Raw genomic sequence first — 24,938 nt, 5'->3', positions numbered from 1 at the left:
TCATGAAGCTCTTAAGGAGATTAATTGAGATGAACCAACCAAATAAAGAAGGCCAGGAAACAACAGTCTCCCCAGCATCAGCTTCTTCAAGCGCTGCTCGCTATGCAAGGCAAATCCGGTTCACGCCAGTTGGAGAACAAGGACAGCAGCAGCTTGCAGGCAGTCGCGCAGCTGTTGTTGGAATGGGAGCACTTGGCTCCGTCATCGCTCAGCATCTCGTAAGATCCGGCGTCGGATACGTTCGAATTGTAGACCGGGACATTATTGAATGGAGCAATCTGCAAAGACAGATGCTTTATACGGAGCAGGACGTGCTCGCTCTTCTCCCCAAAGCGGAGGCTGCCGCCGCACATTTGCGAGCGATTAACAGCTCCGTTACGGTTGAGCCCGTCGTAGCCGATTTGACAGCAGTAAATGCCGAGAAATTGCTTGAAGATGTTGATGTCATTATTGACGGCAGCGACAACTTTTCCGTAAGATATCTTATTAATGATTATAGTGTGAAAAATAGCATTGCCTGGATTTACGGCGGAGCTGTCGGCGCGTCGGGCATGACGATGACAATTCTCCCAAATGAGTCGGATTCGCCCTGCTATCGTTGCCTGTTTAATGACCCGCCCCCGCCTGGTACGACCGACACATGCGAAACCGCTGGCGTCATATCGCCGATCGTAGATATTATTGGATCCGTACAAGCAACTGAGGCGATCAAGCTGCTCTCTGGAAACAGGAAATCGCTGCATCGAACGCTATTTCAGGTCGATCTTTGGAACCATGCTTGGATGCCTGTATCGGTTGCCAATGCGAAGCGCAGTGATTGTCTTTGCTGCGGTGAGAAGCAATTCGAATTTCTCGATGCGCATTTCTCTGAACAAGCGGCAGCATCCCTTTGCGGCCGCCATTCCGTGCAAATTACACCTAATCAAACCGCCGCGCTTAATTTGGATGAGCTATCCATCAGGATGATGCCAATTGGCACCGTGACGAGAAATCGTTTCTTACTGCGCATTGCTCTTTCGGATACTTTGACTTTTGTCCTATTCAGCGATGGCCGTGCTATCGTTCAAGGTACCGATGATTCGATAAAAGCAAGATCAATTTATGCGGAAATATTAGGTATTTAGTCTCAAACTTAAAATCCTCATATTGCCAATCCATTCATTCATTGCTACTATTGTAGGTACATTAGTTACTACAATTAATCGAGGTGTCTTGATGAGAGTTCATGTAACAGAATTAATCAATGGAGACCGATTAAGCAATGATACATTTAACAACTATGGACTTCATGTACTCTCCAAAGGAACTACCGTAACGGAGCAAGAAATATCAAGATTATTTCAACATCAAATTGAATATGTCAATATCGAGAATAGAGCCAGCGAAGAAGCCTCGCCCCGTACGCTAGAATCTACAGTGAATCCAAGATGGCTGCCTACCATGCAGCCAATGTACGAAAACGCTGTCAAAAACTTTGAAGGACTGTTCGCGAAAGCACTGAATCAAGGTAAAATCGACGAGGAAGAAGTATCGTCCATGCTTGATCCTTTACTCGAAAATCTTCAATTAGAACGTGATGTTGTATCTATGCTTCTGCTGCTCAACACCAAGGACGACTACACTTACCAGCATTCCGTGCAGGTAGGCATGCTCTCCTACTACTTAGCCACTTGGATCGGTTATTCTAATGAAGAATCCATTCAAATCGGCAAAGCAGGCTTCCTTCACGATATTGGTAAATGCCGTATCCCAGAAGTCATCTTAAATAAACCTGGTCGACTAACTGATGAAGAATACGAGGCAGTGAAAAAGCATACGATCTACGGTCATGATATTATTTCCAGTTCCATCAACGAGCCATACATAGCGATTGGCGCGCTGCAGCATCATGAACGAAATGACAGCTCTGGATACCCTCACGGCTTAAGCGGCGACGAGATCCATCCTGTATCCAAAATCATATCTGTTGTCGATATTTACAGTGCTATGATCTCTCAGCGTGTCTATCAGCAGAAACGCGACTTGTTGTTCGTACTCAAGGAACTGTACCGTCTGAGCTTCAACGAGCTTGATCCTTTAACGACACATACGTTCATCAAGCACATGATGCCTAATTTCATCGGCAAGCGTGTTGAGCTGGTAAGCGGTGAGATCGGTATTATTGTCATGACCCACCCAACCGAATTTTTCCGCCCGCTCATTCAAGTTGACGATCAATTCATTGACATGTCAATTGAGCGTGAATACGAAATACAGCAAGTGCATCTATAAGCAGCATCACAAAAAAACCCTCAACTCTGAGTTATACGCAGTTGTGGGTCTTTCTTTTTTCAGCGTGCTTAACCGAGAAACAATATGTGTTCATTTTATGATGATCCTATCTATCAGAAACGGTGAAGAAATAAATAGGCGACCTCTCCCAGTAGTATACGAGAAGCGATCGCCGCTTAATGTTCTTGTTTCATTGTCTTATTAATAGAGCTATGACTACTTTAATAGAGTTAAAACCGTGTAAATCAATATCGAATTACTTTGTAATCTAAACTAATTTTTCAATGACTATAGAAGCACTTACAGTCGGCGTACCTCCACCAATAGCATTTTGTAATGTTTGAGCACCCATGTTATCGATTCGATTTAAAGTTAAAACACCGCCTGCGGATAATTGAGTGACAACTTGACCTTGGTAAGGGTTGTTACCTGCATTTGAGCCATAATTGCTGCAAAGAACCAATGCAGCTGGTGCCGCACCTGCTGGATCAAAGAACAAACCATATGCACTATTACCAGGTGTTGGGAATACTTCCCAGCTAATATTGTAAGTTCCAGTCTCGTTAATAATAATACTTGAAGGAGGAGCAAACGTAATAGCTGTAGCATTAATAAGTGAATCTGTAAAAGTTACAGCCCCTCCTTGCCCGCCTGGAACAGGTGCCGCTGCAACAGCCTGTGCTGAAGTACTGCATAGGAAAGCAAAGTTGGATATTCCTCCAGCAGGACCTTGAGGACCCGTTGCTCCTTGTGGACCCGCTGGACCGCCAAGCCCTTGAATTCCTTGTACGCCTTGTACGCCTTGTGCTCCTTGATCTCCTTGTGGACCTTGAGGCCCTGCTACAGGGGTGACTCTAACGATTGGTCTTGGACAGTTTACCTTCACTATTTTCTTTTTCACAATAATGTTTTTCTTTGCATGTCTCTTCGGTTTACACACAACAACAACTTTTTTATGACATTTTTTTCTAAATTTATTTCCTGAACAGTTCAAAACAACACCTCCTTGGGATTTGAAATATCCTACGTAGAGATGCATATTATTGGAAGGACGTTTACCTAGCAACCTAGTAGACTACTATCCATTTTTCAAAAATAGGGTGATTGCGGAGGGACAATCGTATAGATTTTCTAGACTCTTAGAAAATTCACCTAATCTATTTTTAAAAATTTTCATAGAATAATAGATTGAGCTCAAAATTTATGTAATGTACCTTTTCATTCTTTCGTCTTTGCCATGCAATACTTGAATAAAAAAGAACCCGAGATAAAAATCTTAGGATTAGTTGGGCTTTACAGCGTTTTTAAAATATGTAAATTAAAGGAAGTTTTGCTATGAAACTACATATTTTACCCGGGCAAAATTCAGACGCAAAAAAGGGCTAGACGGTATCATGCGATTTCTCGATCCCGTTTAGCCCTTGATACATCTACGTTTTTATTAACCGATAGAACCTTCCATTTCGAACTTGATCAAACGGTTCATCTCTACCGCGTATTCCATCGGCAGCTCTTTCGTGAACGGCTCGATGAAGCCCATTACGATCATTTGCGTTGCTTCCGCTTCGCTTAAACCACGGCTCATGAGGTAGAATAATTGATCCTCGGAAACCTTCGATACGGTTGCTTCATGCTCAAGCGTGATGTTGTCGTTCAAAATCTCGTTGTAAGGAATCGTATCTGAAGTCGATTCATTATCAAGGATGAGCGTATCACATTTGATGTTCGCTTTCGCGCCGTCAGAGTTGCGTCCGAACGATGCAAGACCGCGATACGTTACTTTACCGCCGTGTTTACTAATCGACTTCGAAATAATCGTCGAGCTCGTGTCTGGTGCAAGGTGAGTCATTTTAGCGCCTGCATCCTGATGCTGACCTTTGCCGGCAACGGCAATCGACAATACCATGCCTTTTGCGCCACGACCGCGTAGAACAACTGCTGGGTACTTCATCGTCAGCTTGGAGCCGATGTTTCCATCTACCCATTCCATCGTTGCGTTCTCATCAGCTACTGCACGTTTTGTAACGAGGTTATAAATGTTCGGTGCCCAGTTTTGAATCGTCGTGTAACGAACGCGGGCATTTTTCTTAACCAAAATTTCAACGACTGCGCTGTGCAGCGAGTTCGTGCTGTATACCGGAGCCGTACAGCCTTCAACATAGTGAACCGAGCTGTCTTCATCAGCAATGATGAGCGTACGCTCGAATTGACCCATGTTCTCGGAGTTGATACGGAAGTAGGCTTGCAATGGAATTTCACATTTTACGCCTTTTGGCACATAGATAAAGCTGCCGCCCGACCATACCGCACTGTTTAGCGCTGCGAATTTATTATCATTCGGAGGAATAATCGTTCCGAAATATTCTTTCAACAGATCAGGATACTCGCGAAGCGCTGTATCGGTATCCGTAAAAATAACGCCCTGCTTCTCTAGATCCTCTTGCATGCTGTGGTAAACGACCTCGGACTCATATTGAGCCGATACGCCGGCAAGAAACTTTTGCTCAGCTTCTGGAATACCCAGCTTGTCGAACGTTTCTTTGATCTCGGAAGGAACTTCCTCCCAAGTCTTGCCTTGCTTGTCGGAAGCACGAACATAATATTGGATGTCGTCAAAATCAAGCTCATCCATGTTGCCGCCCCATTTAGGCATAGGCATTTTGAAAAACTGCTCCAATGATTTCAAGCGGAAATCAAGCATCCACTGCGGCTCGTTTTTAATTTCGGAAATCGTACGAACGATTTCTTCCGTTAATCCTTTGCCTGATTCGAATACGGCTTTGTGCTCGTCACGGAAACCATACTTATAATCTTCCATTTCCGGCATTGATTTAGCCATGGTCATTCACGCTCCTCATAAATCTAGATTAATGTGATTCTTGCTGCTGTTCGATCCCTTTGCGCAAGGCATTCCATGCAAGTGTCGCGCATTTGATACGTGCAGGAAACTTATTCACTCCTGAAAGTGCATCCAATTCCTCATATTCATCAAATTCAACCGGTTCGCCTTTCATAAGTGCCGAAAATTTCTCAGCCATAGCGAGCGCCTCGTCAAATGATTTCCCTTTTACCGCCTCTGTCATCATCGATGCAGAGCTCATGCTGATCGAACAGCCTTCGCCGCTATATTTCGCATCAGCTACTTTGCCGTCTACAACTTGAAGCTGTAGCGAAATGCGATCGCCGCAGGTTGGGTTGTTCAGGTTGATCGTAACCGATTCTTCATTCATCGTACCGCGATTTCTAGGGTTTTTATAATGATCCATAATTACTCTGCGATATAAATCATCCAATTGCATGACCGAAGAACTCCTTCGTTTGTAGTAATGCATCGGCTAAGCGGTCAATGTCATTTTCCGTATTATATAGATAAAAGCTAGCTCTTGCCGTTGCCGATACATTCAGCCATCGCATAAGCGGCTGGCAGCAATGATGGCCTGCGCGCACCGCGATACCTTTGGAATCCAGAACGGTTGCAACGTCATGCGGATGTACATCCTCCAAATTAAAGGTTACGAGTCCGACACGATTTTCTTTAGGCCCGTACAAGGTTATTCCATCAAGCGACGACAGCTTCTCGTAAGCATACGTTGCCAAACGTCTCTCATGCTGATCGATTTCATCCAGTCCGATTTCTTGCAAAAAGTCGATTGCTGCTCCTAGGCCGACAGCACCCGCAATAATGGGAGTACCGCCTTCGAAGCGATAAGGAATCTCTTTCCACGTGGATTCATATAGATCTACAAAATCGATCATTTCGCCGCCATACTCAATCGGCTCCATGTTGTTAAGAAGCGATTTCTTGCCATACAATGCGCCGATGCCCGTAGGACCACACATTTTATGTCCGGAAAACGCATAAAAATCGACGTCCAAATCCTGCAGGTCAATCTTCATATGCGGTGTGCTTTGCGCACCGTCAACAACCATAATTGCACCATTGCGGTGAGCGATTTGCGTAATTTCCTTGATCGGATTAATAAGGCCAAGCACGTTCGATACGTAAGTGACCGAGACCACCTTCGTTTGCGGCGTGATCGTTTTCTCTACATCCTCAAGCGAGATCGTACCGTCAGGCTGCATTGGAATATAATTCAACGTTGCGCCAGTCGCTTTAGCCGCTTGCTGCCAAGGAATCAAGTTACTATGATGCTCCATTGGCGTGATAACAATCTCATCGCCTTCTTTGCACACCGAGCGTGCGTAGCTGGAAGCAACCAAGTTCAGACCCGTCGTCGTTCCGCGTGTAAAGATGATTTGCTCAGGCGCTCCCGCGTTCAGCAATTTCGCTACCTTCTCACGCGCTCCCTCATAGGCATCAGTCGCCCTGGAACCAAGTGTATGCACACCGCGATGAACGTTCGCGTTATCCAGCTCATAGTACCGTTTAACCGCATCAATGACGGAGCGCGGCTTCTGCGAAGATGCCGCGCTGTCTAGATAAACGAGCGGGTGCCCGTTTATTTCTTGATGCAATATCGGGAACTGCTCCCGAATCGCATTTATATTCATCCCTCTAGCTTCCTTTCGAGCAAACGCTGAAGCTGCCCGCGTACCGCCTCGACCGGAATTTCCGATACGACCGGAGCCAAAAAGCCATAAATAATCAATCGTTCAGCGTCCTGCTTAGATATACCGCGTGACATCAGGTAATAGACCTGCTCCGGGTTAACTTGCCCTACGCTTGCCGCATGACCGGCAGTTACATCATCTTCATCAATAAGCAAAATCGGATTGGCGTCGCCGCGCGCTTTCGGGCTAAGCATAAGAACCTTCTCGGTTTGCACGCCGTTCGCTTTCGTTGCGCCATGCTCGATTTTTGTAATGCCGTTAATGATCGCTGAAGCGGAATCCTTCATTACGGCGCGGGTTACCATGTTGCTGTCGGAGCTTTTGCCAAAGTGAACAGCTTGCGTTGTCAAGCTGTTTTGCTGGGCGTTTTTGCCGACGCTTATAACTTTCGCATCCGAAGTAGAGCCAGTGCCCTTCAGAATCGATTTCGTATCCGACAACGTGTTGCCGTCATTTAGATCGCCAATGATCCATTCCATTTGACCGTCGTTTTCAATGATGGAACGACGGATCGACATATCAACGCCGGTCTCGCCCATATGATGAATAGAGCTGAAACGAACGTGTGCGCCTGGCTTCACGAATATTTCTACGATGGATGGATGTACGAACGGAGCGCTGCTTGCGCCTGGCTCGGAAACAACACAATCCACGTAAGTCACTCGGCTATTATTATCTGCAACAATGAGAATATGCGGAGCAAACGTCGCTTCAGCATTGTCGTTGTAGAAAATAGCTTGAAGCGGAAGCTCTACTTCAACATTCTTCGGAACGTATATGAATACGCCGCCGTTCCATAGTGCAGCATGCAGTGCTGTCAGCTTGTCTTCGTCCTTAGCAACCGCTTGGAACAAATATTTTTGAACGAGATCGCCATGCTCCTTGCATGCCGTCTCCAAATCGGTGAAAATAACGCCTTTGCTTGCATATTCGCTTGAGAACTGATTCCATACCGTTCCGGAATTGCGTTGTACAAGCAAATTTTCAGTTCCTTCTGTAATCAATTCACGGACAACCTCTGGAAGGTTGCTAATTGCGCCAACTGATGTTGGCTGCTCATAGGTGCCGACTGCGTTTAAATTCCAACGTTCAATCCGAACCTTCTCCGGCTTCGGCCAACCGAGTGTTCCGGCTAGCTCAGCCGCTTCTCCACGTAGTTCAACGAGCCAATTCGGCTCGCCTTTGCTGCGTGCCAGCGCTTCAGCAGCTTGACGGTTGGCAGGCGTCGATAGTTGTGTACTCATTCGTAATGCCCCCTTCTTTCGCTTAGGCCTGGCCGACCGTTTCATCTACTATGCCAAGTTCTTCTTTAACCCAATCATAACCTTCGTTTTCCAAACGCTCTGCAAGCTCAGGACCACCTGATTTAACAATGCGGCCTTGCATCATAACGTGTACGAAATCCGGTGTAATATAGTTAAGCAAACGCTGATAGTGAGTAATGATAAGGAAGCCGCGATCTTCCGAACGCATAGCGTTTACGCCTTGCGATACGATACGAAGCGCATCGATGTCAAGACCGGAATCGATCTCATCAAGAACAACGATTTTTGGATCAAGGAGCATCATTTGCAAAATTTCATTGCGTTTTTTCTCGCCGCCGGAGAAGCCTTCATTCAAATAACGGTGAGCGAACTCAGCGTTCATTTCGAGTTCCTTCATCTTGCTTTCCATTTGACGAATAAACTTGATCAGCGAAATTTCGTTGCCTTCGCCGCGGCGTGCATTCAGCGCGCTGCGCAAAAAGTCGGAATTTGTTACGCCTGGAATCTCGCTTGGATATTGCATGGCTAGAAACAAACCAGCAAGGGCACGCTCGTCAACGCCCATTTCAAGAATGTCTTCACCGTTCAATACAGCTTTGCCTTCTGTTACTTCATATTTAGGATGTCCCATCAAGGCGGATGCCAGCGTAGATTTACCTGTTCCGTTAGGGCCCATGATCGCGTGAATTTCTCCACCTTTAATATCAAGGTTAATTCCTTTTAAAATCTCTTTTCCGTCGATAGCCGCTTTCAGGCCTTCGATGACAAAATGCGTTGCCATAATATGCTGATCCCTCCAAGGTTGGTTTAATTCGCTCTGCCACGTCTACATAGATTTACACTTTCTATATAGAGTGATTCTCAATGATTCTCAATAATCATTTTAATATAGTTTTTGTTATAAATCAATGCGAGATGCCCTGTTTCGCTGAATATGTCTCTTTTTAGAAGAGAAAATTGGTTGAAATTCGTGTATGTATTCCCTATATTTCAAAGCAAAAAGAGGATAACTAATCTAGATGCAGGGTCGCATGTTCACCAAAGCTTTGAATTATGCAAGTGCCAGCTTGATTTTCTGAACCTCAGCTTCAAATTTCTCCGCATCCAGTACAGGGATCAGCGCAGGAACAGCAAACTCATCTTCCAGTCTTACCCAAGATTTGCATCCGTTATAAGCAGCACGCATAGGTATTTCTATTGGCTCCGCCAAGCGGTATACTCGAAGAAGCAATACATGAAGCGGCTTGGTTCGCTTCCATCGCAATCTTTCCTCGGCAAATGTATCCGTCCATATATGCAAATCGCGCAAACGATCCAGCGTTTCCTGATCGGTTATTTCAATGTCTAGGATGACCTCGGCATACGATTCAAGCTTGATCGTCTCCAATTCCAATGACCAATCCGCAAGTGTCTCGTCCATATCATCGGCGAATTGTTCCTTCAATAGATGCTTTTTCTGGTGCTCGTAAGCGGGCATTAAATAGAAGTTCGGGCTGATCAATTGAAAATCACGCGTTTCTTCAATGATCCCGCCTTTGCGCATTACGATAATTTGCTTCCCTTCTGCTAGCGCCTTTACGCTTACAGCCCACTCCTTCAAAGCGATTGGCTGTTCCTTATTTGATGATGTCATCATGCTTCCTCCATCCAACTTGTCTATAATTGATAACATTATATCAAACGAAGGTATTCCAAGGCGAAATAATATCCATTATACTATGTTGAGATGAATACTGGGCATTGCTGCCCAACTACTATGAACCGGAGGTGGACAGCCATGTCTGCATATCATCCATTAACTGAACAAGAAGCCGTTCAAATAGCGCTTTCGCTTGACGGGTTTTTCCCGGAGGGTGCTACTTTAACGAGTCGTGAAATTGGCGACGGCAATTTAAATTTGGTTTTCCACATCACTGACTCTGCCAGCGGCAAAAGCCTGATTATGAAGCAAGCCTTGCCTTATGCTAAAGTTGTAGGTGAGTCGTGGCCGCTTACGCTTGATCGCGCGCGTATCGAGAGCGAGAAGCTTATTTTGGAGGGCGAGCTTGCTCCTGGTCTCGTTCCTGCTGTTTACAAGTATGACCCAGAGCTCTACCTTACGATCATGGAGGATCTTAGCGATCATATTATTATGCGGCAAGGGCTGATCGGCGGGACACGCTATCCGAAATTTGCGGACGATATTTCTACGTTTATCGCCCGCACGTTATTTTTCACCTCCGATCTCGGGCTGAACCAGCAGGAAAAGAAGCTTCGCGTGAAAGCCTTTATTAATCCGGAGCTGTGCAAAATAACGGAAGACCTTATTTTTGACGACCCTTATACGGACTCGCCAAACAACAGCTTTGATCCAGCTATACGGGACGCTGCTGAAGCGCTATGGCAGGATCAAGAGCTTCATTTGGAAGTGGCTATACTGCGCGACAAATTTTTGACGAACGCACAAGCGCTGCTTCATGGAGACCTTCATACGGGTAGTGTATTTGTAACGCCGGAATCCACAAAGGTCATCGATCCTGAATTTGCCTACTACGGGCCAATCGGCTTCGATATCGGCGCGGTTATCGCGAACCTGCTCCTTAATTTTGCCGGCCAAGAGCATTGGATTGCCGATTCGGACAAGCGCAGCGACTTCCGCCGTTATTTAACGGACACTGTACGCGATGTATGGCAATTATTTGATCAAAAGTTCCGTGCATTATGGAATGAGCAAGGGTTAGACCGCATTGCTTCTTCTACGCCAGCCTATCAGGACTATTACATGAATCGCTTGCTTCAAGATGCTATCGGCTTTGCCGGCTGCAAAATCGTTCGCCGCATCGTCGGTTTATCGCATGTCGTTGACATTGACCGCATTCCAGATGCAGCCGCTCGCGAGCGGGCACAACGATTAGCGCTTGAGATTGGAACATCGCTTATTCGCATCAACCGCAAGGCGCAGTCCATTGAAGAAGTAATCGATGCTGCCTTAACGGCAGCAAGCAAATGAGTGAAGATAGAGAGGAATTAACATCATGACAACAAATTACGCTGGCTTGCAATCGATTATTTGGACCGAAGGCAGGCTCGATTTGCTAGACCAACGGCTGCTGCCTGAGGAAATCGTATATTTGCCTTTAACTACGGCAGAGGATGTATGGGAAGCCATTCGCCATCTAAAAGTTCGCGGAGCACCGGCTATCGGAATTTCTGCCGCATACGGAGTCGTTCTCGGCAGCCGCGATGAGCAGTCACTGGACGGTTGGCTCGCGCAAGTGCGCAAACAAGCAGAGTACTTGGCTACATCGCGGCCTACCGCGGTTAACCTGTTCTGGGCGCTTGATCGCATGAAGGCCGCTGCCGCTGCTCTCATTGAGCAGGGCTTGTCTCTTGAAGAGAGCAAAGCCGCTTTGTTAACGGAAGCAATTGCTATTCAAAGTGAAGATGAAGAGACGAACCGATTGATCGGCGAGCATGCACTCTCGCTGTTCAAGGATGATATGGGCGTGCTTACACACTGCAATGCCGGCGGTCTCGCGACTGCCAAATACGGCACGGCGCTTGCACCGTTCTACCTAGCTCTTGAGCGCGGCATTACGCTTCGCGTATACGCGGATGAGACTCGACCTGTCCTGCAAGGAGCTCGATTGACTGCATTTGAATTACAGCAGGCTGGCGTAGATGTGACGCTCATTTGCGATAATATGGCGGGTATGATTATGGCTAAAGGCTGGGTCGATGCGGTTATCGTCGGCACCGACCGCGTTGCCGCAAACGGCGATGTCGCCAACAAAATCGGAACCTACAGCGTTGCTGTCCTGGCGAAGGCTCACGGCATTCCATTCTATGTGGCAAGCCCGCTGTCAACAATCGATTTGGGGACGCCTACCGGCGCAGAAATTCCGATCGAAGAACGCAATGCGGAAGAAATAACGGAAGGCTTCGGCAAACGTACCGCTCCGCAAGGGATCAAGGTATACAATCCGGCCTTCGACGTAACGCCAAATGAATATGTAACAGCGATTATTACTGAAAAAGGTATCGTGCAAGCTCCATACGATGTCAATCTGCGCAAGCTTTTCGAATAAATAAGAAACAAGTGAAAGCCCTGATCAGAAGCACGTGGCAACCAAATTGCCGCAAAACTGATTAGGGCTTTATTTCGTTCTTTTATACCATTAGCTTTAATGCTTCCGAGCCCGTCATTCCAACTACGATGCCCTTTGCCTCTGCTGTGTGGGTGACTGATTCCAATGGGGCAGCCATCAGTTCCTCCAGCGTTCGTACGCCAACAGCACGGCCGGCCAAAATTTCCCTGTCCTTAAGCTTCTCATTCAACAGAGAGACATCAAGCGCACCGCACATAATATATCCTTTGTCCGTCATAATGGCGAGCAAAGTTGTTTTGGGCAGCTTCACTTCAACGCCAAGAACGGTTTCCCCATTCTCCAGTGTAAAAGGAACCATTCGCATCATATAGGATCCACCCCCTTCGGTTCATGAATAAGAGGCATTGCTTCATCATTATATGCAAAATTTTTTTTACAGTGTTGGATAAATGCTCATTAAAATGATGATTGAAGGGGGAAATCACAAATGCGGTCACAAAATTATAAATGAATCTATCTGCTCTGCCAGCCCTTGTTGCATATTAGGTGTCACATGGCTATACGTATCCAACGTAATCCCAATCTTCGAATGACCAAGCCGCTCAGAAATAAGTTTCACATTTACATTTTTTTCGATAAGCATTGTGGCATGAGTGTGTCGCATTCCATGAAAAGGTATATGTGGTAAGCCAGATCGTTTAACATCTCTTCTATAAGAATTTGATAAATTTACTGGAAAAACTGTACAACCGTTTCTCAAATTGAATATCACCAAATCCATGTCAACAAAATCTTCACCAAACTTACTTTTCAATTCGTCGAATTCTTTCCTCTGCTTCAATAAGATTTCAATAAGTTGATTCGGTAAAGATATAGTTCTGACACCCGATTTGGTTTTTGCTCCTTGTTTAATTTCTTTACCATAACGAACTAGAGTTTGATTAATGGAAAGATTCTTTTGCTTAAAGTCAATGTCCTTCCACCTTAATCCAAGTATCTCCCCTTGTCTCATGCCAGTAAATAAAGCAAGAGCATAAGCACAGTAATGCCTTTTGTTTTTCGTGTATTGTAGAAACGTCTTTACTTGTTCTGATGTCCACACTGTCATTTCCTTTTTAATCATTTTGGGAAGTTTAACTTTCCGCATACAGTTTTCTTTCAAAATTTTGTACACTACAGCCCGATCAAAAGCAATTTTCATCATTGTAATAACTCTATCGATACTGTTTCTAGCATAACCTTTTACATGCATTTCATTTACAAAGTCTTGGCAAGTTTGAGCGTCCAATTTTTGTAATTGTAATTCACCTAGTCTAGGTATTATATGATTCTTCAAATAAAGAGAGTTGTTGTAATGTGTCGTTGCTTCACACTCAAATTTCCGTTCAGTTTCTAACCACTTTTGAATAAATGCTCCGACTGTAGTTTTATTTGTACTTACATACTCATTTTCCTGTACTTCCTTTTGAAGTGTAATAAGCATGTCATATGCTTCTCTTTTGCTTTTAAATCCTTTTCGCCTAACCTGCTTTCTTTTACCTTTTTCATAGTAATCAAAAACAAATTCCCATTTCTTAGTTTCTTTGTTCTGTGTTGGTTCTGCCATTTTATTTCCTCCATTTTGTAATGACCAGTTAGCAAAAATGGAGTCGAGATTGTGATTGTAATAATCTAATTTTATCATATATCTGTTTCGATATAAAAAGCCATACAGGATGATATCCTATATGGCTTTTACGCTTTATTTAATAGTCATTACTAATCTTCGATTTTCATCGTAATTTCACCTTGCATATAGAATTGTCCGGTAGTTTATGACCACATTTATTGCAAAAGACCATTTACATTCCCCAACTCATTCTAAGACTTTCCTGCTTCCCACTTGTGACCACACATCAAACATGAAACCATAACCTTCTTGCTTCCGATTACTCCACCTAACAAGCCAACTGGCCCAAGTAACAAACCACCAGCAGCGGCTTTGCCTAATCCAAACCCTTTTGTTCCTGAAGTTATCTGCTCTGACCTACATTTTGAGCATCTAAGCCTCGTATCTTTTTTCTTACCTTTTATTTTATTGGAAATGTACCCACATTTACAGACAATAGGATTTACTGCGTCATAACCATTAAAAATTTCAATGCAATTTTCTCTTTCTACATTTGAAACTTTACCGCAATTAGTACAATCAACCTTGATGTGTTGATTATCTTCAGCAAAGTATTTCATACTCTAACACAGCCCTCAAACTAAGATAATATTATTACAATATCAATGAATATAAAATTACACTTACAACAATCATTATTAATCCGAATATCATTAAACCTTTTCCAATGCTTTGCTTTTCTGGATCATCATTAAAAGCGAATACTCCACCTACGATCAAGCCTACAAGTGGAATAAAGAATGTAATTAAATAAAGCAAGAATGTGGCACATCCATATTCACTACCTGAATTAGAATTCGATACATAATATCTTTTATCTGATTTCTTTGTATAGACTGTTCCGCAATATTTACACTTAGATTCATTTGCACTTAATTTTTCATTACAATGTGATTTCGTTCCTTTTCAAATGTTTTTAATGAATTAGGTGTTCCAACCAGACTAGAGTCCTTAAGTGAAGTGCTGCATTGAATACATATGAAAGCATTCTCACTATTATTTTCACCACAATTTTTGCAAATCTTTGAAGCCATTTTAATATTCTCCCCATTCAGGTTCTTGCATTTGTTTTATATTGATCCTGCTTCCCATTTGTTTCCACAATTCATACAACCAACCATTATTTTCTTACTTCCAATCATTCCTCCTAGCAATCCAACTCCACCCAATAAGACTCCACCAACAGCAGCCTTGCCTAGACTAAAGCCTTTATTCCCTGCGGTTAGTTGACTTGATTTACATTTAGGACATTTTAATTCATTAGATGAATTATCGATATCTTGGAATATCTCTTTATTAACTGGTTTTTTAATGATATTTGATGCTTCTCCACAAGCACACATGATGACTACATTTGATTTATAACCGAATTCTTTACTTTGACAATAGATTTTAAGAACTTTATTTTCTTTACTGCACTTTTCGCAAGAAACTAAGTAGTATTTGAATGATTCATTAATTAATTTCATATTATTCTCACCGACTCATCTTCAAATTTTTCACTTGATAATAACATGAAAAGTCATATAGGTATGTCGAACTATGTCGCATAAGGGAAATTATTAAATTAGTGATCCAAAAGTCACGTATGCATTCAAAAGAAAAAGCACCCTGAGGAGGGTGCTAAAACAGTAACACTATAATTAATAATAACAGATGTCAATAAAAACGCTTTGAAGATAGCTCCTAGCTCCCCTTCAAGCTCTTTAACGTCTCGTTAAACCTATCCATAATCTGTTTAGCAACCTTTACCACTTCTGGTCTTATATTTGCATCTGGAGCGTTTAGAAGGCTTAGAACGATATTACCTTCCTCATTCAAGCTGACTCTATACTGATCCCCAGCTTTAACACCCCGCTTCTCAACAATGTCCTGTGGCAAGACACAGACAAGTTCAGTACCAATCTCTTTAATAGTAGAGATGTTCATATCCAACCAACTCCTTAACATGTTTATTTAAAGTCTTAACTGAGTTCTACTATCGTAACCATTCTAGACAAATGCCCCATTTCCTTTCAATCACTATGTAAACAAAAAAAGACCGACTACAGTCGATCTAATTTTCTTGCTATTTATGTTTAAACAATTCCTTAAGGATATTTTTAGCAAGTAGTAGTGCGTCACCATCCTGCTCATTAAGCAACAGATAAATTTCCTTTTTTAATTTATCATTTTCAGATAATGTTTCATAATCTGATACATTCGAAAAAAATTCATGAACACTAACGTTAAGGACATTTGCTATCTTAGCGAGATTCAACAAAGAAATATTCTTATGTCCATTTTCCATTCTACCTATATATGAATATGAAAGACCGGCTTTCTCTCCTAATGCTTCTTGCGATAAGCCGGACAACTTTCTGACTTCTCTTATTCGACTTCCAACTAGCTTTAAAAGCGTTTCAGGGTTATTCATTCATCAACACCTACCTCATAATGAGTGTAGTAAATTGATGCCATCTCTAACACTGAATTTTAGATCATAAAATCACAAATGTTCTACATAGGAACAAATGTGATATAATATTAATAAATTGTACTTAGTTGAATAAAGGGGCTGAACGCTTTGGCAATATTTCCAGAAAAAAAACAAGCTATAATTGAAGATTTCAAAAAATATTATCGCGACATGAAATCTATCGGTTATCTTAACTCCTATAGATACACTGAAGCAGATAATCTTGATCCTGTGAATTATTTGTCCATATGTCCTGATACGAAACCATCTATTCAATGGTTAATCCTACATAGCTCAAGTGATAAATTAGCTAAGACTCCCCTTGAGCTGTATGAGCAAAATTACAATGATATGCTTTCATATTACGAGTATTTCTGTAATTTTACGAAACAACATGGGCATGAGAACGAATTATACACTGATTTTAAAATTATTAAGACCTCACAGTCACACCACTAAGTTGAAATTAGGATTCTGCGAAATAGCATTTCTGCCTTGTAGAGAACGATCAATCATAAGTAAGTTAGTAAATGAATAATCCATGAATAAAGACTTCTATTATCAAATTTTTCATGAGGTGAAATATGTCAATTAAATCAGAAGTTAAACGATAAAAAATACTAATAGAGCAATTTAAAAGCAAGTATGGAGGTCTTAAGTCAAATGAAGAAATTTTTTGCTATAAGTTTAGAAAAGAAAACCTCGCACCTGAGCTATATTTAAATATTTGTCCTGATGCAAACTTATCTATTCAATGGTTAATTTCACACAGCTCTTATCAAAAGATTGTTGAAACTTCGTATGAACTCTACGCTCATCATTTTAAGGAAATGAAAAACTTTTACGAAGCGAGTTACAGATTTTACCATAAGTGCTTTCCAGAATTAGAACGAGATAGAATTTATGCGCAAATGGAAATAGAAAATGAAGAAATACAGAAAGAAATTGACGAAGAAAGTATTCGACAAGGGAGTTAATGAATTTTAATTAGCAAAATCAACAAGTAAGTGATCTTATCATACATAAACAAAAGAAGGCAGCTACAACAGCTGTCTTCTTTTCATGTTTAATACTATGATTGGCAGCATTACACACATACCTATATAGATACTTATATAGAAAACTGCAACCCATTTTTATTCTATATGTATCGGCTTATGCGGTTTCTTAAAAAGTTCTTGCACCTTTATTTGTACCTGACTTATATTTCTTTATTGAGATAATTGTAATAACAGTTCGTTTATTAGGGCCTGTCGGAGCAACGATTGCTATATCTCCACTTTTCAGTATCCAACGCATTCGACTTTTAACAGGCGGCATTATCTTGATCTCTTCGATAATTTGTCTTTCATTCATCTTTTGTTCAGCGATCCGTTGTTTAGTGTGATAAGTTAATAATACCTCCATAATTGGCTTCACCTCCAACTAGTATAACTTTAAAAATTCCACTTCAACACGATCTATACTCACCCAGATCACAACAATCTCTAGTCTCTCCAATACAGTCCGAATCTGACTTATGACCTTTCTATGACCGTCATTATCAGGTAACGCAATTGCTACTTTAAATAGCTCTCCTTGCTTTTGCTGGATCAATTTTGAAGTAGTCAGCAAAGCCCTAGAAATATGCGAATCAATCACATTTAGTGTGCCACTGGTGTAGGTTCGATTCCTGCACTCCCCTACCTTGCGATTCTAATGCAGAACAACTGGTTCTTAGGTAGCCTTTATTCCGGCTTAATAAGTGCTTCAGTTGCTTATCAACGGTAGCACCCTCGATGTCTCTAATAGCAAACCATTCTCCTTCAACCATAAAGCTTCCCTTCAACTGGTCAACACGATCCACTATACCAATTACCACAAGTTCTTCGAACTCATGATACATTTTAAGACTGATTTCCCTTCGCAGCTCCATAGACTCGATAATTACACGAGAAATATCCTCCCACTCCTGCTCATCAAGATAAATACGTTGGAGCTTTTGAATGTCACGACTCCATTCATTAATAGCTATTTTATGCTCAGGCAACATCATACGGCTACTTTCCCACATTCCATTTCCCTCAAGCTTTTTACGTGATCCTGTCGCCATTCGAACACCGTCCCACATTTTTAATGCTACTATTACATGTGAACAAATGTTCTATTTCAACGGTCAAGAAGTGACTTTCGATGTACTTTTTAAGGGTAGGGTACATCATTTACCATCTATTAAACTTCCCTTTACTTTTCAACCATTGCTTCTAGGATAACAAGTACTCACAGGCTTCTTTGGGATACATAATTTTTTTAGCACCAAGACCAATTAGTCGTGGCTTCTTTGTTTGTTTATGAAAGTTCTTGTCTCCTGTTACGAAAATATCTCCATCATAATGAATATGACACCATAATATTTGAGCATCAAATAATTTATTTTTCCATTCAATTGGTGTAATTTGTTCAGATATACCATTCAAACTCCGATATTCCGAAATCTTATACGGCGTTGTTGGAAACAGAATCTCAAAAATGGACTTTTCTAAGTTAGCCGAATCTTCGGAAGCCCATATACAGTGATTCCAAAAAGAAATATCCCAATAAAACAATGGATTCAGCAATGTAACATTTTCAAAACCAATCTTATTGATGGTCTGCATAAAACTATCTAGATCGTTTATTTCTATTCCATCTTTTTGTTTTTCACTGGCTGAAGTAGCTGCCATATTCAATTCAATATTACCTGTATCATGAAGTTCTTTAATTTTTCTTGCGTAGATTTCATTTTCTCTTTTCTCAAGAAGATCAATTATTATATTTGTATCGAAAGTGACCTTAATATGAAACTCCCCTATTCTATGCTTATCAGTTAGTAAAACAATTTATCTTCCTGCTAAATTAAAAATTAGGATTTGAAGAAGCAACTTAAAAAGCTTAAAATCCAGATCAAACTCCTCTGTATAATATCCCTCTGTTAAATTCAAACTTTCTATAAAGTATTTGTTACTTTCCCATAACAGACTTCACATACTTCTCTGCCTTATAGTCCTTTCTAATCTCGTGCAGCACAGTGCTGTTAGCTTCGCTCCATGACTCCAAGTTCATCCTTGGCTCTACTTCAATCATATCCTTAGCCGTTCGTATATCGTCTTCCTTATACGCTTCAATAATTTTTATCAAATCAGCTCTATCAAGCAGCTTCACATGATTGACTCCTGCTAAGGTTTCACATTGCTCTGTGAATTTGGCTGTTGCAATCACAATAGCCTTCTTAGCTTTGTAATAACGCATACAAGAAAATACTTCCTGCACAGCGCTAATACCAACAGGATCAGAGCAACGCTTAGCCTTACCACATTCCTTATACCCTCTCGATCAGTAAATACAACATCTGCTCCAAAACCTCTCCTGTTTGTTGTCTTATACACTCCTGATTAGCCCAACTCAATCAGAAGCCGGTATAGTTACATTTCAAACTCAGAGCCGTCTTCCATCTTATCAATATCTGTAATATCAATTGCTTTTAGGTCGTAATTCTCTTCAATAGGCTGACTAATACTCCTATTTTCGTTTTATCTTTGAATATAAACCCAACAACAGCTACCACACATAAGCCGATAATTAGTGCGAATACTATGTAACCAATCACAAAAGAAACCTCCATTTCAACTTTATACTTCATTAAATAGGATTAGGACATTCGATCTACTACCCAATGAATTAATAGTTAAATCTTACCATGGTTTGTCGAAACGGAATAGAGGTTGTTCGTTTCATAGGCTTTCCAGACACTCTCATACTCATAAGAAAATGGATCGTCTACACTTAGTTAGACAGAAAAAATAAGGGCTAGTAGAATGAAGGGAACAGATAAAGGAGCGAATCTACTATGCCAAAGCCACGACGTACATTTACACCTGAGTTTAAGAAGCAAATGGTCCAGCTTTACGAGAGTGGAAAATCCAGGGCGAGCATCGTTAGAGAATATGATCTGAATGCTTCTGCTTTTGAACGTTGGATTGCACAAGGTCAGAATACAGGCTCATTCAAAGAAAAAGATAATCGTACAGATGAGGAGAACGAACTTCTTGCTTTACGCAAAGAAAATCAACGTCTTAAGATGGAGAACGACATTTTAAAGCAAGCCGCTCTGATCATGGGACGAAAGTAAATGTGATCCGTCAGAACACTCACAAGTACTCGGTATCAGCAATGTGCGAAGTCCTGCAATTGCCTCGAAGCACCTATTACTATAAGCCAGAACCTGCAGAGAATGAAGAAGAGCAGAAACATGAACAGGCGGTTGTGGATATCTTTACAGCTAGTCGAAATAACTATGGTACGCGAAAAATAAAATTCGAACTACAAAAAAAAGAATATCAAATCTCACGGCGTAAAATCGCCCGTATCATGAACAAACACGGACTGGTTTCAACCTACACGGTGGCGCAATACAAGCCTTTTAAAAGTGATGTGAACGAGTCTAAGGTAAAGAATAAGTTGGGACGAGTGTTCAAGCAAGATGAGCCTTTTGCTGTTGTAGTCAGTGATCTGACCTACGTAAGAGTGGCAGGCAAATGGCACTACGTGTGTTTGTTTGTTGACCTCTTTAACCGCGAAATGATTGGCTTTAGCAGCGGACCTGAAAAGACAGCCGAACTGGTGTACAGAGCAATCGCTAGCCTCTCCGTCCGTCTAGATCGTGTAAAAATGTTTCATACAGACCGAGGGAAAGAATTTGACAACAAGCTCATTTCAGAAGCGCTAGCCACGTTTAACGTCAAACGCTCTCTTAGCAGGAAAGGCTGCCCTTATGACAATGCTGTCGCAGAAGCCACCTTCAAATCGTTCAAGACCGAATTTGCCAACCAGACTTATTTTCTAACAGGAGAGCAGCTTGCTGTAGAACTGCGAGATTATGTTAACTGGTTTAACCATCATCGCATTCATGGAACGCTGGATTACCGTACACCTGTACAAGCTAGAAAAGTGTCCTTATAATTTTTGTTCAGTTTTGTGTTGACAATCCAAAAAGCACCATCGAATGGATGATGCTTTACCAACCTAAGTACCTTGAATCATTGTCTTTAAAGTTAAGCAATCACTACAAAAGTAAAAATATAAATACATTTCACCAAGTTTAAAATCAACAACTGAAATCAGTTCTCTATATGTTTTATATGATTCCTCCGTAATAGTTGCGACATACTTCATCTGCTTATTGCAACGCGGACAAATCATTTCATTGGGTTTCTCAAGATATAAAGGTGATCCTAATAGTCTGCTAATATATTTAGTTCCGAACAAGTTACAAGCTCTGTCGTAGCTTTCTTCATCAGTTGGTATATCGTTAATTGTTAAATCAACTAATTTCACCTTTGTATGCGGAAGTGGAACTGGTAATTTATCTTCATCATTAGTTATCCAATCATGCAAATTATCTTGATTTAAAGCTTCAATCGATTTGTCTTTTATATTGAACCTAAAAATCTGTTGATCCCATATCATTGAACAGTTTAGACATGAAACTAGGGGTAGTTCATCTAGGCCGCTAGCTTTCAATTCAATTAATCTTGAATCATTCAAATCAAAGCAAAAAATCTGCTGAATATTTCCCCTACACAATGGGCAATTTGGAAACTTCCAATCTTGACCACCAAAACGATGGTTGTAGGTATCTTCACCCTCTACAACCCTGTAACCTTTGATGCCACGCCAATGTTCGCCATAGACATATGACAATTTCTTAACACCCCTTTTGATATATGTTCTTTATATAAGCAAATCAAAAGTAACAATTTATTACCACCATTTAGCTCAACAAAATCCATGTTTTATCTAAGGAATATCAAAACACAATCAATTTTCCGTTTGGGTATTCTCCTTCCCAACCACAAGGAAAATTGCCTGAATCATAAATATCCAACAGTTTCTTAAAGAAATAAGGAAATCTCTGATGCTTGCAAATTATTGAGTAATGGTATTCAAGCATGGCATTTACCAAATCCCACTCGATGCAATCTACAAAAGTCTGGTCAAGCGAATATTCGTTCTGAAAATTTATAATCATGGGACGTATCTTATCAACCAAAAGAGTCTTTGCATACGTAGCCACAGCATTCCATTCATTATATTGTCTTTGAAATTTATCGTGTAAAAACGAAGTAAGAATATTGCTTGCTTCAAGAGTAGTTTTTTCCCAAACATATTCACTATAATAATTTTTTGCTTCTTGCCACGTATGTACTCTCACCATAGGGAAATCACTTACTTGTACAGGGTTACCAACATTATTGAACCAAGTGATTTTTTTGATACTCTCAAAGATTTCATCAATTGTTTCCATTTTTCATTCTCCTATACGTTTACATCCTATAAAATCGTGCTTTCATTCAAACAGATTAAATTCTTCACACTTATCAAAAATCGTTTCAAAATCACCAATGGTTATTAGATGTTCAATCACTTCTTCTATACGATGACGACTGCATTCATCCACAAGCAGCATGTCACTCCCGCAATAATACTTACCATATAAACACTCTCCAGTATTTCTATTTTTTTCGGCAAGTGTATATATATTCTTGTATGTAAAACATGAAGCAATCCACCTCGAACCATCTTCAAAAGTGACTATTACATCCGTATTATCGTCGTGTATATTCCATTCACCTTCTGCCCATTCTTCTGCTTCAATCCAAATGGAATACTCTTTACTATCCATCTAAAACCCCACTTAATTTTCATCAATTTTTAAAACTATACCATATGCTGGGATTACGGTCTGTACCGTTATCGCTATTGTTGCCTAGATGTGTTTGTAGCTTTACCATCACACCTAAGCAAATACAGGCCTCATAAGCCCTGAAACCAGCTTTACTCTTCGTTTGCTGTCTTATGCGAGTGAATATGCTCATAACGCACTGATCTGCAAAAAAAAAAGACCATCGAATGATGATGCTAAATAAAGCTCCTCTTTTAATGATTTAACTTCTTACCAATTTACTACTACTCCAGTAGAATACCATTTGAATACCATTTGTGATCCCTTGTCTCTTTGTTCCCATCTTTGTTCAGTTGCTTCATAGAAAAAATTTATGACTATAAATTAACTGGAAAATTTCAAAGGGTAGCAAGAGTGGCCTCTAATAACTAGATCGCTTTTTCTTATTTCAACAATTATTTAAGACTCTTTGTAATACTCTTGAATTTTATCTTTTAGGATATTCCTATCCCACAATAGAACACCATTTGAATTTGCAAGTTCTACTGCTGATGAAGTGAAATAGTTATTACCAACAACAATACCTTTATTCAATTGATAATGGTTTAATCCAGCGACAACTTCTTGAATTGCTTTATTGGTAATACTACTTGAATAACATTTTGCTTGAATTCCATATTTCCAATCATCTTTTTCTGCAATTACGTCGATACCTTGATCTCCTGACCCTTTTGTTACAATTGTCGAAAAACCCATCTTTCTAAATAAGTCAGCAACGAAGTATTCAAATTCATGTCCTGTCATTAAATCCACATCAGAAATGGTGTATAGTAATTTAACTTTCTTCTCTAAAGTACCGCCAATTAGCAACTTTTCATAATCATCAGTTCTTTTATCCTCAAAGTGTTCATTTATTAATTCTTGTACTAATTTCAACTCTTTGGGAATGTTTTTAGAAACAATGCCTTCATACGCTAAAAAACTTGTAAATGAATACAATAGAACCTTTGAATTTATATTAATCATATTGCTTTTAGCTAGAACTTTAACATATGTATCAATCGATTTATTGATCCCATTGAATCTTGAACCAAATTCATTAATAAAAATTTCCGCTTGTTGTCTCATGACTTCATCCCTTATCAGCAATAAAGAAAGATACATTGAGTTTTCGTCAGTTTCCACCCCATATCTATTGCTTATAAATTTCACTAAGCGAAGAAATTTATTTGAATAATCATCAACTGCATTCATTTTCTGTTGTAATTGAATGACCTCTAAATCAATTATATCGTTAAGTAATAATTTACCTATTGGTACATGCTGTTGAAGCAAGTTCTCAAAAATCGACAAATCATCTATACTTGATAATTTAGTAGTTAATGTTTGTATAAAATTTATAATAATGCTTTTGACATCTTCATTATTCCGTAATCGGGTATATAAATTAAGTACGTTATCTCTAAATTCTTCATAAGGCCTTAATTCCGCTTTTATCTGTATTCGCCGGTTTTCAATTTCTGCTTCGCTTGCTATTCTTTCGTTCTCTAATCGTATTTTTTTCTCTTCTTCCATTCTTATTACTTCAAGTTCGTTTTTCTTTTGTAAGCCTAATGAGACATTAATTATTTTATTTGATTTCCAGTTACAGCGCTGACATTCGACCTCCCTGTTAGCTATGTACTCATCATCCACTCTACGAAGAAAAGCATATACTCTTAGATTAATTTCATTATCACACTTTTCACATCCTGCAAGTACGACACCATCTTTTTGATTTATAAAGTACAACGAAAGTCCTCCCACTATAAAGTAATGTTTTCTCCTGTTTTCTCACTCATTCTTAGATTTACAACTTTGACACCTTAGAGGTGAGGGAGAAATGTTGGTATAAATCATATTTTTCTGCAAAAAC

At 40.6% G+C, this 24,938-nt stretch carries 27 protein-coding genes; 6 read left to right on the top strand and 21 right to left on the bottom strand.

All coding sequences use genetic code 11. From position 1 onward, the window contains the following. Window positions 1–29 precede the first annotated feature (29 nt). Window positions 30–1,124 carry a ThiF family adenylyltransferase gene (locus tag AC1TPC_RS17215; protein WP_482068043.1) on the top strand — a complete coding sequence of 365 codons (1,095 nt, stop codon included), beginning with the start codon at window positions 30–32 and terminating at the stop codon, window positions 1,122–1,124. A gap of 91 nt (window positions 1,125–1,215) precedes the next feature. Then, on the top strand, window positions 1,216–2,271 hold the full coding sequence (locus AC1TPC_RS17210; RefSeq protein WP_482068042.1) for an HD-GYP domain-containing protein: 1,056 nt from the start codon (window positions 1,216–1,218) through the stop codon (window positions 2,269–2,271). A 268-nt stretch (window positions 2,272–2,539) separates the two neighbouring features. Here the strand turns inward: AC1TPC_RS17210 and AC1TPC_RS17205 are convergent, their stop codons facing one another. The 7 genes from AC1TPC_RS17205 to AC1TPC_RS17175 all read right to left on the bottom strand — a co-directional run bounded on the left by AC1TPC_RS17205 (window position 2,540) and on the right by AC1TPC_RS17175 (window position 9,744). Next, window positions 2,540–3,265 (bottom strand): collagen-like protein, encoded by a 726-nt coding sequence (locus AC1TPC_RS17205; RefSeq protein WP_482068041.1) that lies wholly within the window; start codon window positions 3,263–3,265, stop codon window positions 2,540–2,542. A 447-nt stretch (window positions 3,266–3,712) separates the two neighbouring features. Beyond that, window positions 3,713–5,110 (bottom strand): Fe-S cluster assembly protein SufB, encoded by a 1,398-nt coding sequence (gene sufB, locus AC1TPC_RS17200; protein WP_482068040.1) that lies wholly within the window; start codon window positions 5,108–5,110, stop codon window positions 3,713–3,715. 28 nt (window positions 5,111–5,138) lie between these two features. After that, window positions 5,139–5,570 (bottom strand): Fe-S cluster assembly sulfur transfer protein SufU, encoded by a 432-nt coding sequence (gene sufU / locus AC1TPC_RS17195; RefSeq protein ID WP_482068039.1) that lies wholly within the window; start codon window positions 5,568–5,570, stop codon window positions 5,139–5,141. Then, window positions 5,557–6,783 (bottom strand): cysteine desulfurase, encoded by a 1,227-nt coding sequence (locus AC1TPC_RS17190; RefSeq protein ID WP_482068038.1) that lies wholly within the window; start codon window positions 6,781–6,783, stop codon window positions 5,557–5,559. Before AC1TPC_RS17190 ends, sufU begins: the two co-directional genes overlap by 14 nt. Continuing rightward, entirely contained in the window at window positions 6,780–8,087 is a 1,308-nt protein-coding gene (gene sufD / locus AC1TPC_RS17185) for a Fe-S cluster assembly protein SufD (protein ID WP_482068037.1), read from the bottom strand. Before sufD ends, AC1TPC_RS17190 begins: the two co-directional genes overlap by 4 nt. Before the next feature lie 22 nt (window positions 8,088–8,109). Beyond that, window positions 8,110–8,889 (bottom strand): Fe-S cluster assembly ATPase SufC, encoded by a 780-nt coding sequence (gene sufC, locus AC1TPC_RS17180; RefSeq protein ID WP_482068036.1) that lies wholly within the window; start codon window positions 8,887–8,889, stop codon window positions 8,110–8,112. A gap of 270 nt (window positions 8,890–9,159) precedes the next feature. After that, window positions 9,160–9,744 (bottom strand): DUF1802 family protein, encoded by a 585-nt coding sequence (locus AC1TPC_RS17175; protein ID WP_482068035.1) that lies wholly within the window; start codon window positions 9,742–9,744, stop codon window positions 9,160–9,162. Window positions 9,745–9,885: 141 nt separating this feature from the next. Here AC1TPC_RS17175 and mtnK point away from each other — a divergent pair, with 141 nt between their 5' ends. Both mtnK and mtnA read left to right on the top strand, forming a co-directional pair. Next, entirely contained in the window at window positions 9,886–11,097 is a 1,212-nt protein-coding gene (gene mtnK / locus AC1TPC_RS17170) for an S-methyl-5-thioribose kinase (protein ID WP_482068034.1), read from the top strand. A 25-nt stretch (window positions 11,098–11,122) separates the two neighbouring features. Next, window positions 11,123–12,175 carry an S-methyl-5-thioribose-1-phosphate isomerase gene (gene mtnA / locus AC1TPC_RS17165; protein ID WP_482068033.1) on the top strand — a complete coding sequence of 351 codons (1,053 nt, stop codon included), beginning with the start codon at window positions 11,123–11,125 and terminating at the stop codon, window positions 12,173–12,175. 82 nt (window positions 12,176–12,257) lie between these two features. Here mtnA and AC1TPC_RS17160 read toward each other — a convergent pair whose 3' ends face one another. From AC1TPC_RS17160 to AC1TPC_RS17135, 6 genes are all read right to left on the bottom strand, one after another. Continuing rightward, window positions 12,258–12,563, bottom strand: coding sequence for a YunC family protein (locus AC1TPC_RS17160; protein WP_482068032.1), 306 nt, complete (start codon window positions 12,561–12,563; stop codon window positions 12,258–12,260). Window positions 12,564–12,689: 126 nt separating this feature from the next. Continuing rightward, a complete protein-coding gene (locus AC1TPC_RS17155) occupies window positions 12,690–13,802 on the bottom strand; it encodes a site-specific integrase (RefSeq protein ID WP_482068031.1) in 1,113 nt (370 codons plus the stop codon). A gap of 254 nt (window positions 13,803–14,056) precedes the next feature. Next, window positions 14,057–14,425 (bottom strand): hypothetical protein, encoded by a 369-nt coding sequence (locus AC1TPC_RS17150; protein WP_482068030.1) that lies wholly within the window; start codon window positions 14,423–14,425, stop codon window positions 14,057–14,059. Window positions 14,426–14,935: 510 nt separating this feature from the next. After that, window positions 14,936–15,334, bottom strand: a complete 399-nt coding sequence (locus tag AC1TPC_RS17145; RefSeq protein WP_482068029.1) for a hypothetical protein — start codon at window positions 15,332–15,334, stop codon at window positions 14,936–14,938. 217 nt (window positions 15,335–15,551) lie between these two features. Continuing rightward, window positions 15,552–15,794 carry an AbrB/MazE/SpoVT family DNA-binding domain-containing protein gene (locus AC1TPC_RS17140; RefSeq protein WP_482068028.1) on the bottom strand — a complete coding sequence of 81 codons (243 nt, stop codon included), beginning with the start codon at window positions 15,792–15,794 and terminating at the stop codon, window positions 15,552–15,554. 139 nt (window positions 15,795–15,933) lie between these two features. Next, the gene (locus AC1TPC_RS17135; RefSeq protein WP_482068027.1) at window positions 15,934–16,281 is read right to left on the bottom strand and encodes a helix-turn-helix domain-containing protein; all 348 of its coding nucleotides are present in this window, start codon (window positions 16,279–16,281) and stop codon (window positions 15,934–15,936) included. A gap of 150 nt (window positions 16,282–16,431) precedes the next feature. Here AC1TPC_RS17135 and AC1TPC_RS17130 point away from each other — a divergent pair, with 150 nt between their 5' ends. Further along, complete coding sequence (locus AC1TPC_RS17130; RefSeq protein ID WP_482068026.1) at window positions 16,432–16,782, top strand: hypothetical protein; 351 nt, start codon at window positions 16,432–16,434, stop codon at window positions 16,780–16,782. A 708-nt stretch (window positions 16,783–17,490) separates the two neighbouring features. Here AC1TPC_RS17130 and AC1TPC_RS17125 read toward each other — a convergent pair. The 4 genes from AC1TPC_RS17125 to AC1TPC_RS17110 all read right to left on the bottom strand — a co-directional run bounded on the left by AC1TPC_RS17125 (window position 17,491) and on the right by AC1TPC_RS17110 (window position 19,590). Beyond that, window positions 17,491–17,730 (bottom strand): hypothetical protein, encoded by a 240-nt coding sequence (locus AC1TPC_RS17125; protein ID WP_482068025.1) that lies wholly within the window; start codon window positions 17,728–17,730, stop codon window positions 17,491–17,493. A gap of 226 nt (window positions 17,731–17,956) precedes the next feature. Next, window positions 17,957–18,415, bottom strand: a complete 459-nt coding sequence (locus tag AC1TPC_RS17120; protein WP_482068024.1) for a YolD-like family protein — start codon at window positions 18,413–18,415, stop codon at window positions 17,957–17,959. Between the two features lie 151 nt (window positions 18,416–18,566). Then, the gene (locus AC1TPC_RS17115; RefSeq protein ID WP_482068023.1) at window positions 18,567–19,031 is read right to left on the bottom strand and encodes a hypothetical protein; all 465 of its coding nucleotides are present in this window, start codon (window positions 19,029–19,031) and stop codon (window positions 18,567–18,569) included. 271 nt (window positions 19,032–19,302) lie between these two features. After that, window positions 19,303–19,590, bottom strand: a complete 288-nt coding sequence (locus tag AC1TPC_RS17110) for a restriction endonuclease (RefSeq protein WP_482068022.1) — start codon at window positions 19,588–19,590, stop codon at window positions 19,303–19,305. 598 nt (window positions 19,591–20,188) lie between these two features. Between AC1TPC_RS17110 and AC1TPC_RS17105 the strand changes: the two genes are divergently transcribed. Further along, window positions 20,189–21,300 (top strand): IS3 family transposase gene (locus AC1TPC_RS17105; protein ID WP_482068021.1). Its coding sequence is split into 2 segments (ribosomal slippage): window positions 20,189–20,435 and window positions 20,435–21,300, totalling 1,113 coding nucleotides; the frame shifts between segments, so codons are not numbered across the junction. A gap of 63 nt (window positions 21,301–21,363) precedes the next feature. Here AC1TPC_RS17105 and AC1TPC_RS17100 read toward each other — a convergent pair. From AC1TPC_RS17100 to AC1TPC_RS17085, 4 genes are all read right to left on the bottom strand, one after another. Further along, complete coding sequence (locus AC1TPC_RS17100; protein ID WP_482068020.1) at window positions 21,364–22,041, bottom strand: hypothetical protein; 678 nt, start codon at window positions 22,039–22,041, stop codon at window positions 21,364–21,366. A 106-nt stretch (window positions 22,042–22,147) separates the two neighbouring features. Further along, the gene (locus AC1TPC_RS17095) at window positions 22,148–22,645 is read right to left on the bottom strand and encodes a hypothetical protein (protein WP_482068019.1); all 498 of its coding nucleotides are present in this window, start codon (window positions 22,643–22,645) and stop codon (window positions 22,148–22,150) included. 42 nt (window positions 22,646–22,687) lie between these two features. Further along, window positions 22,688–23,023 carry a hypothetical protein gene (locus AC1TPC_RS17090; RefSeq protein WP_482068018.1) on the bottom strand — a complete coding sequence of 112 codons (336 nt, stop codon included), beginning with the start codon at window positions 23,021–23,023 and terminating at the stop codon, window positions 22,688–22,690. Between the two features lie 459 nt (window positions 23,024–23,482). Beyond that, window positions 23,483–24,814, bottom strand: a complete 1,332-nt coding sequence (locus AC1TPC_RS17085) for a restriction endonuclease (RefSeq protein WP_482068017.1) — start codon at window positions 24,812–24,814, stop codon at window positions 23,483–23,485. Between the last annotated feature and the right edge of the window lie 124 nt (window positions 24,815–24,938).

It is taken from the genome of Paenibacillus sp. Y280 (assembly GCF_056786335.1).
This window is presented reverse-complemented; position numbering and strand designations above follow the sequence as displayed.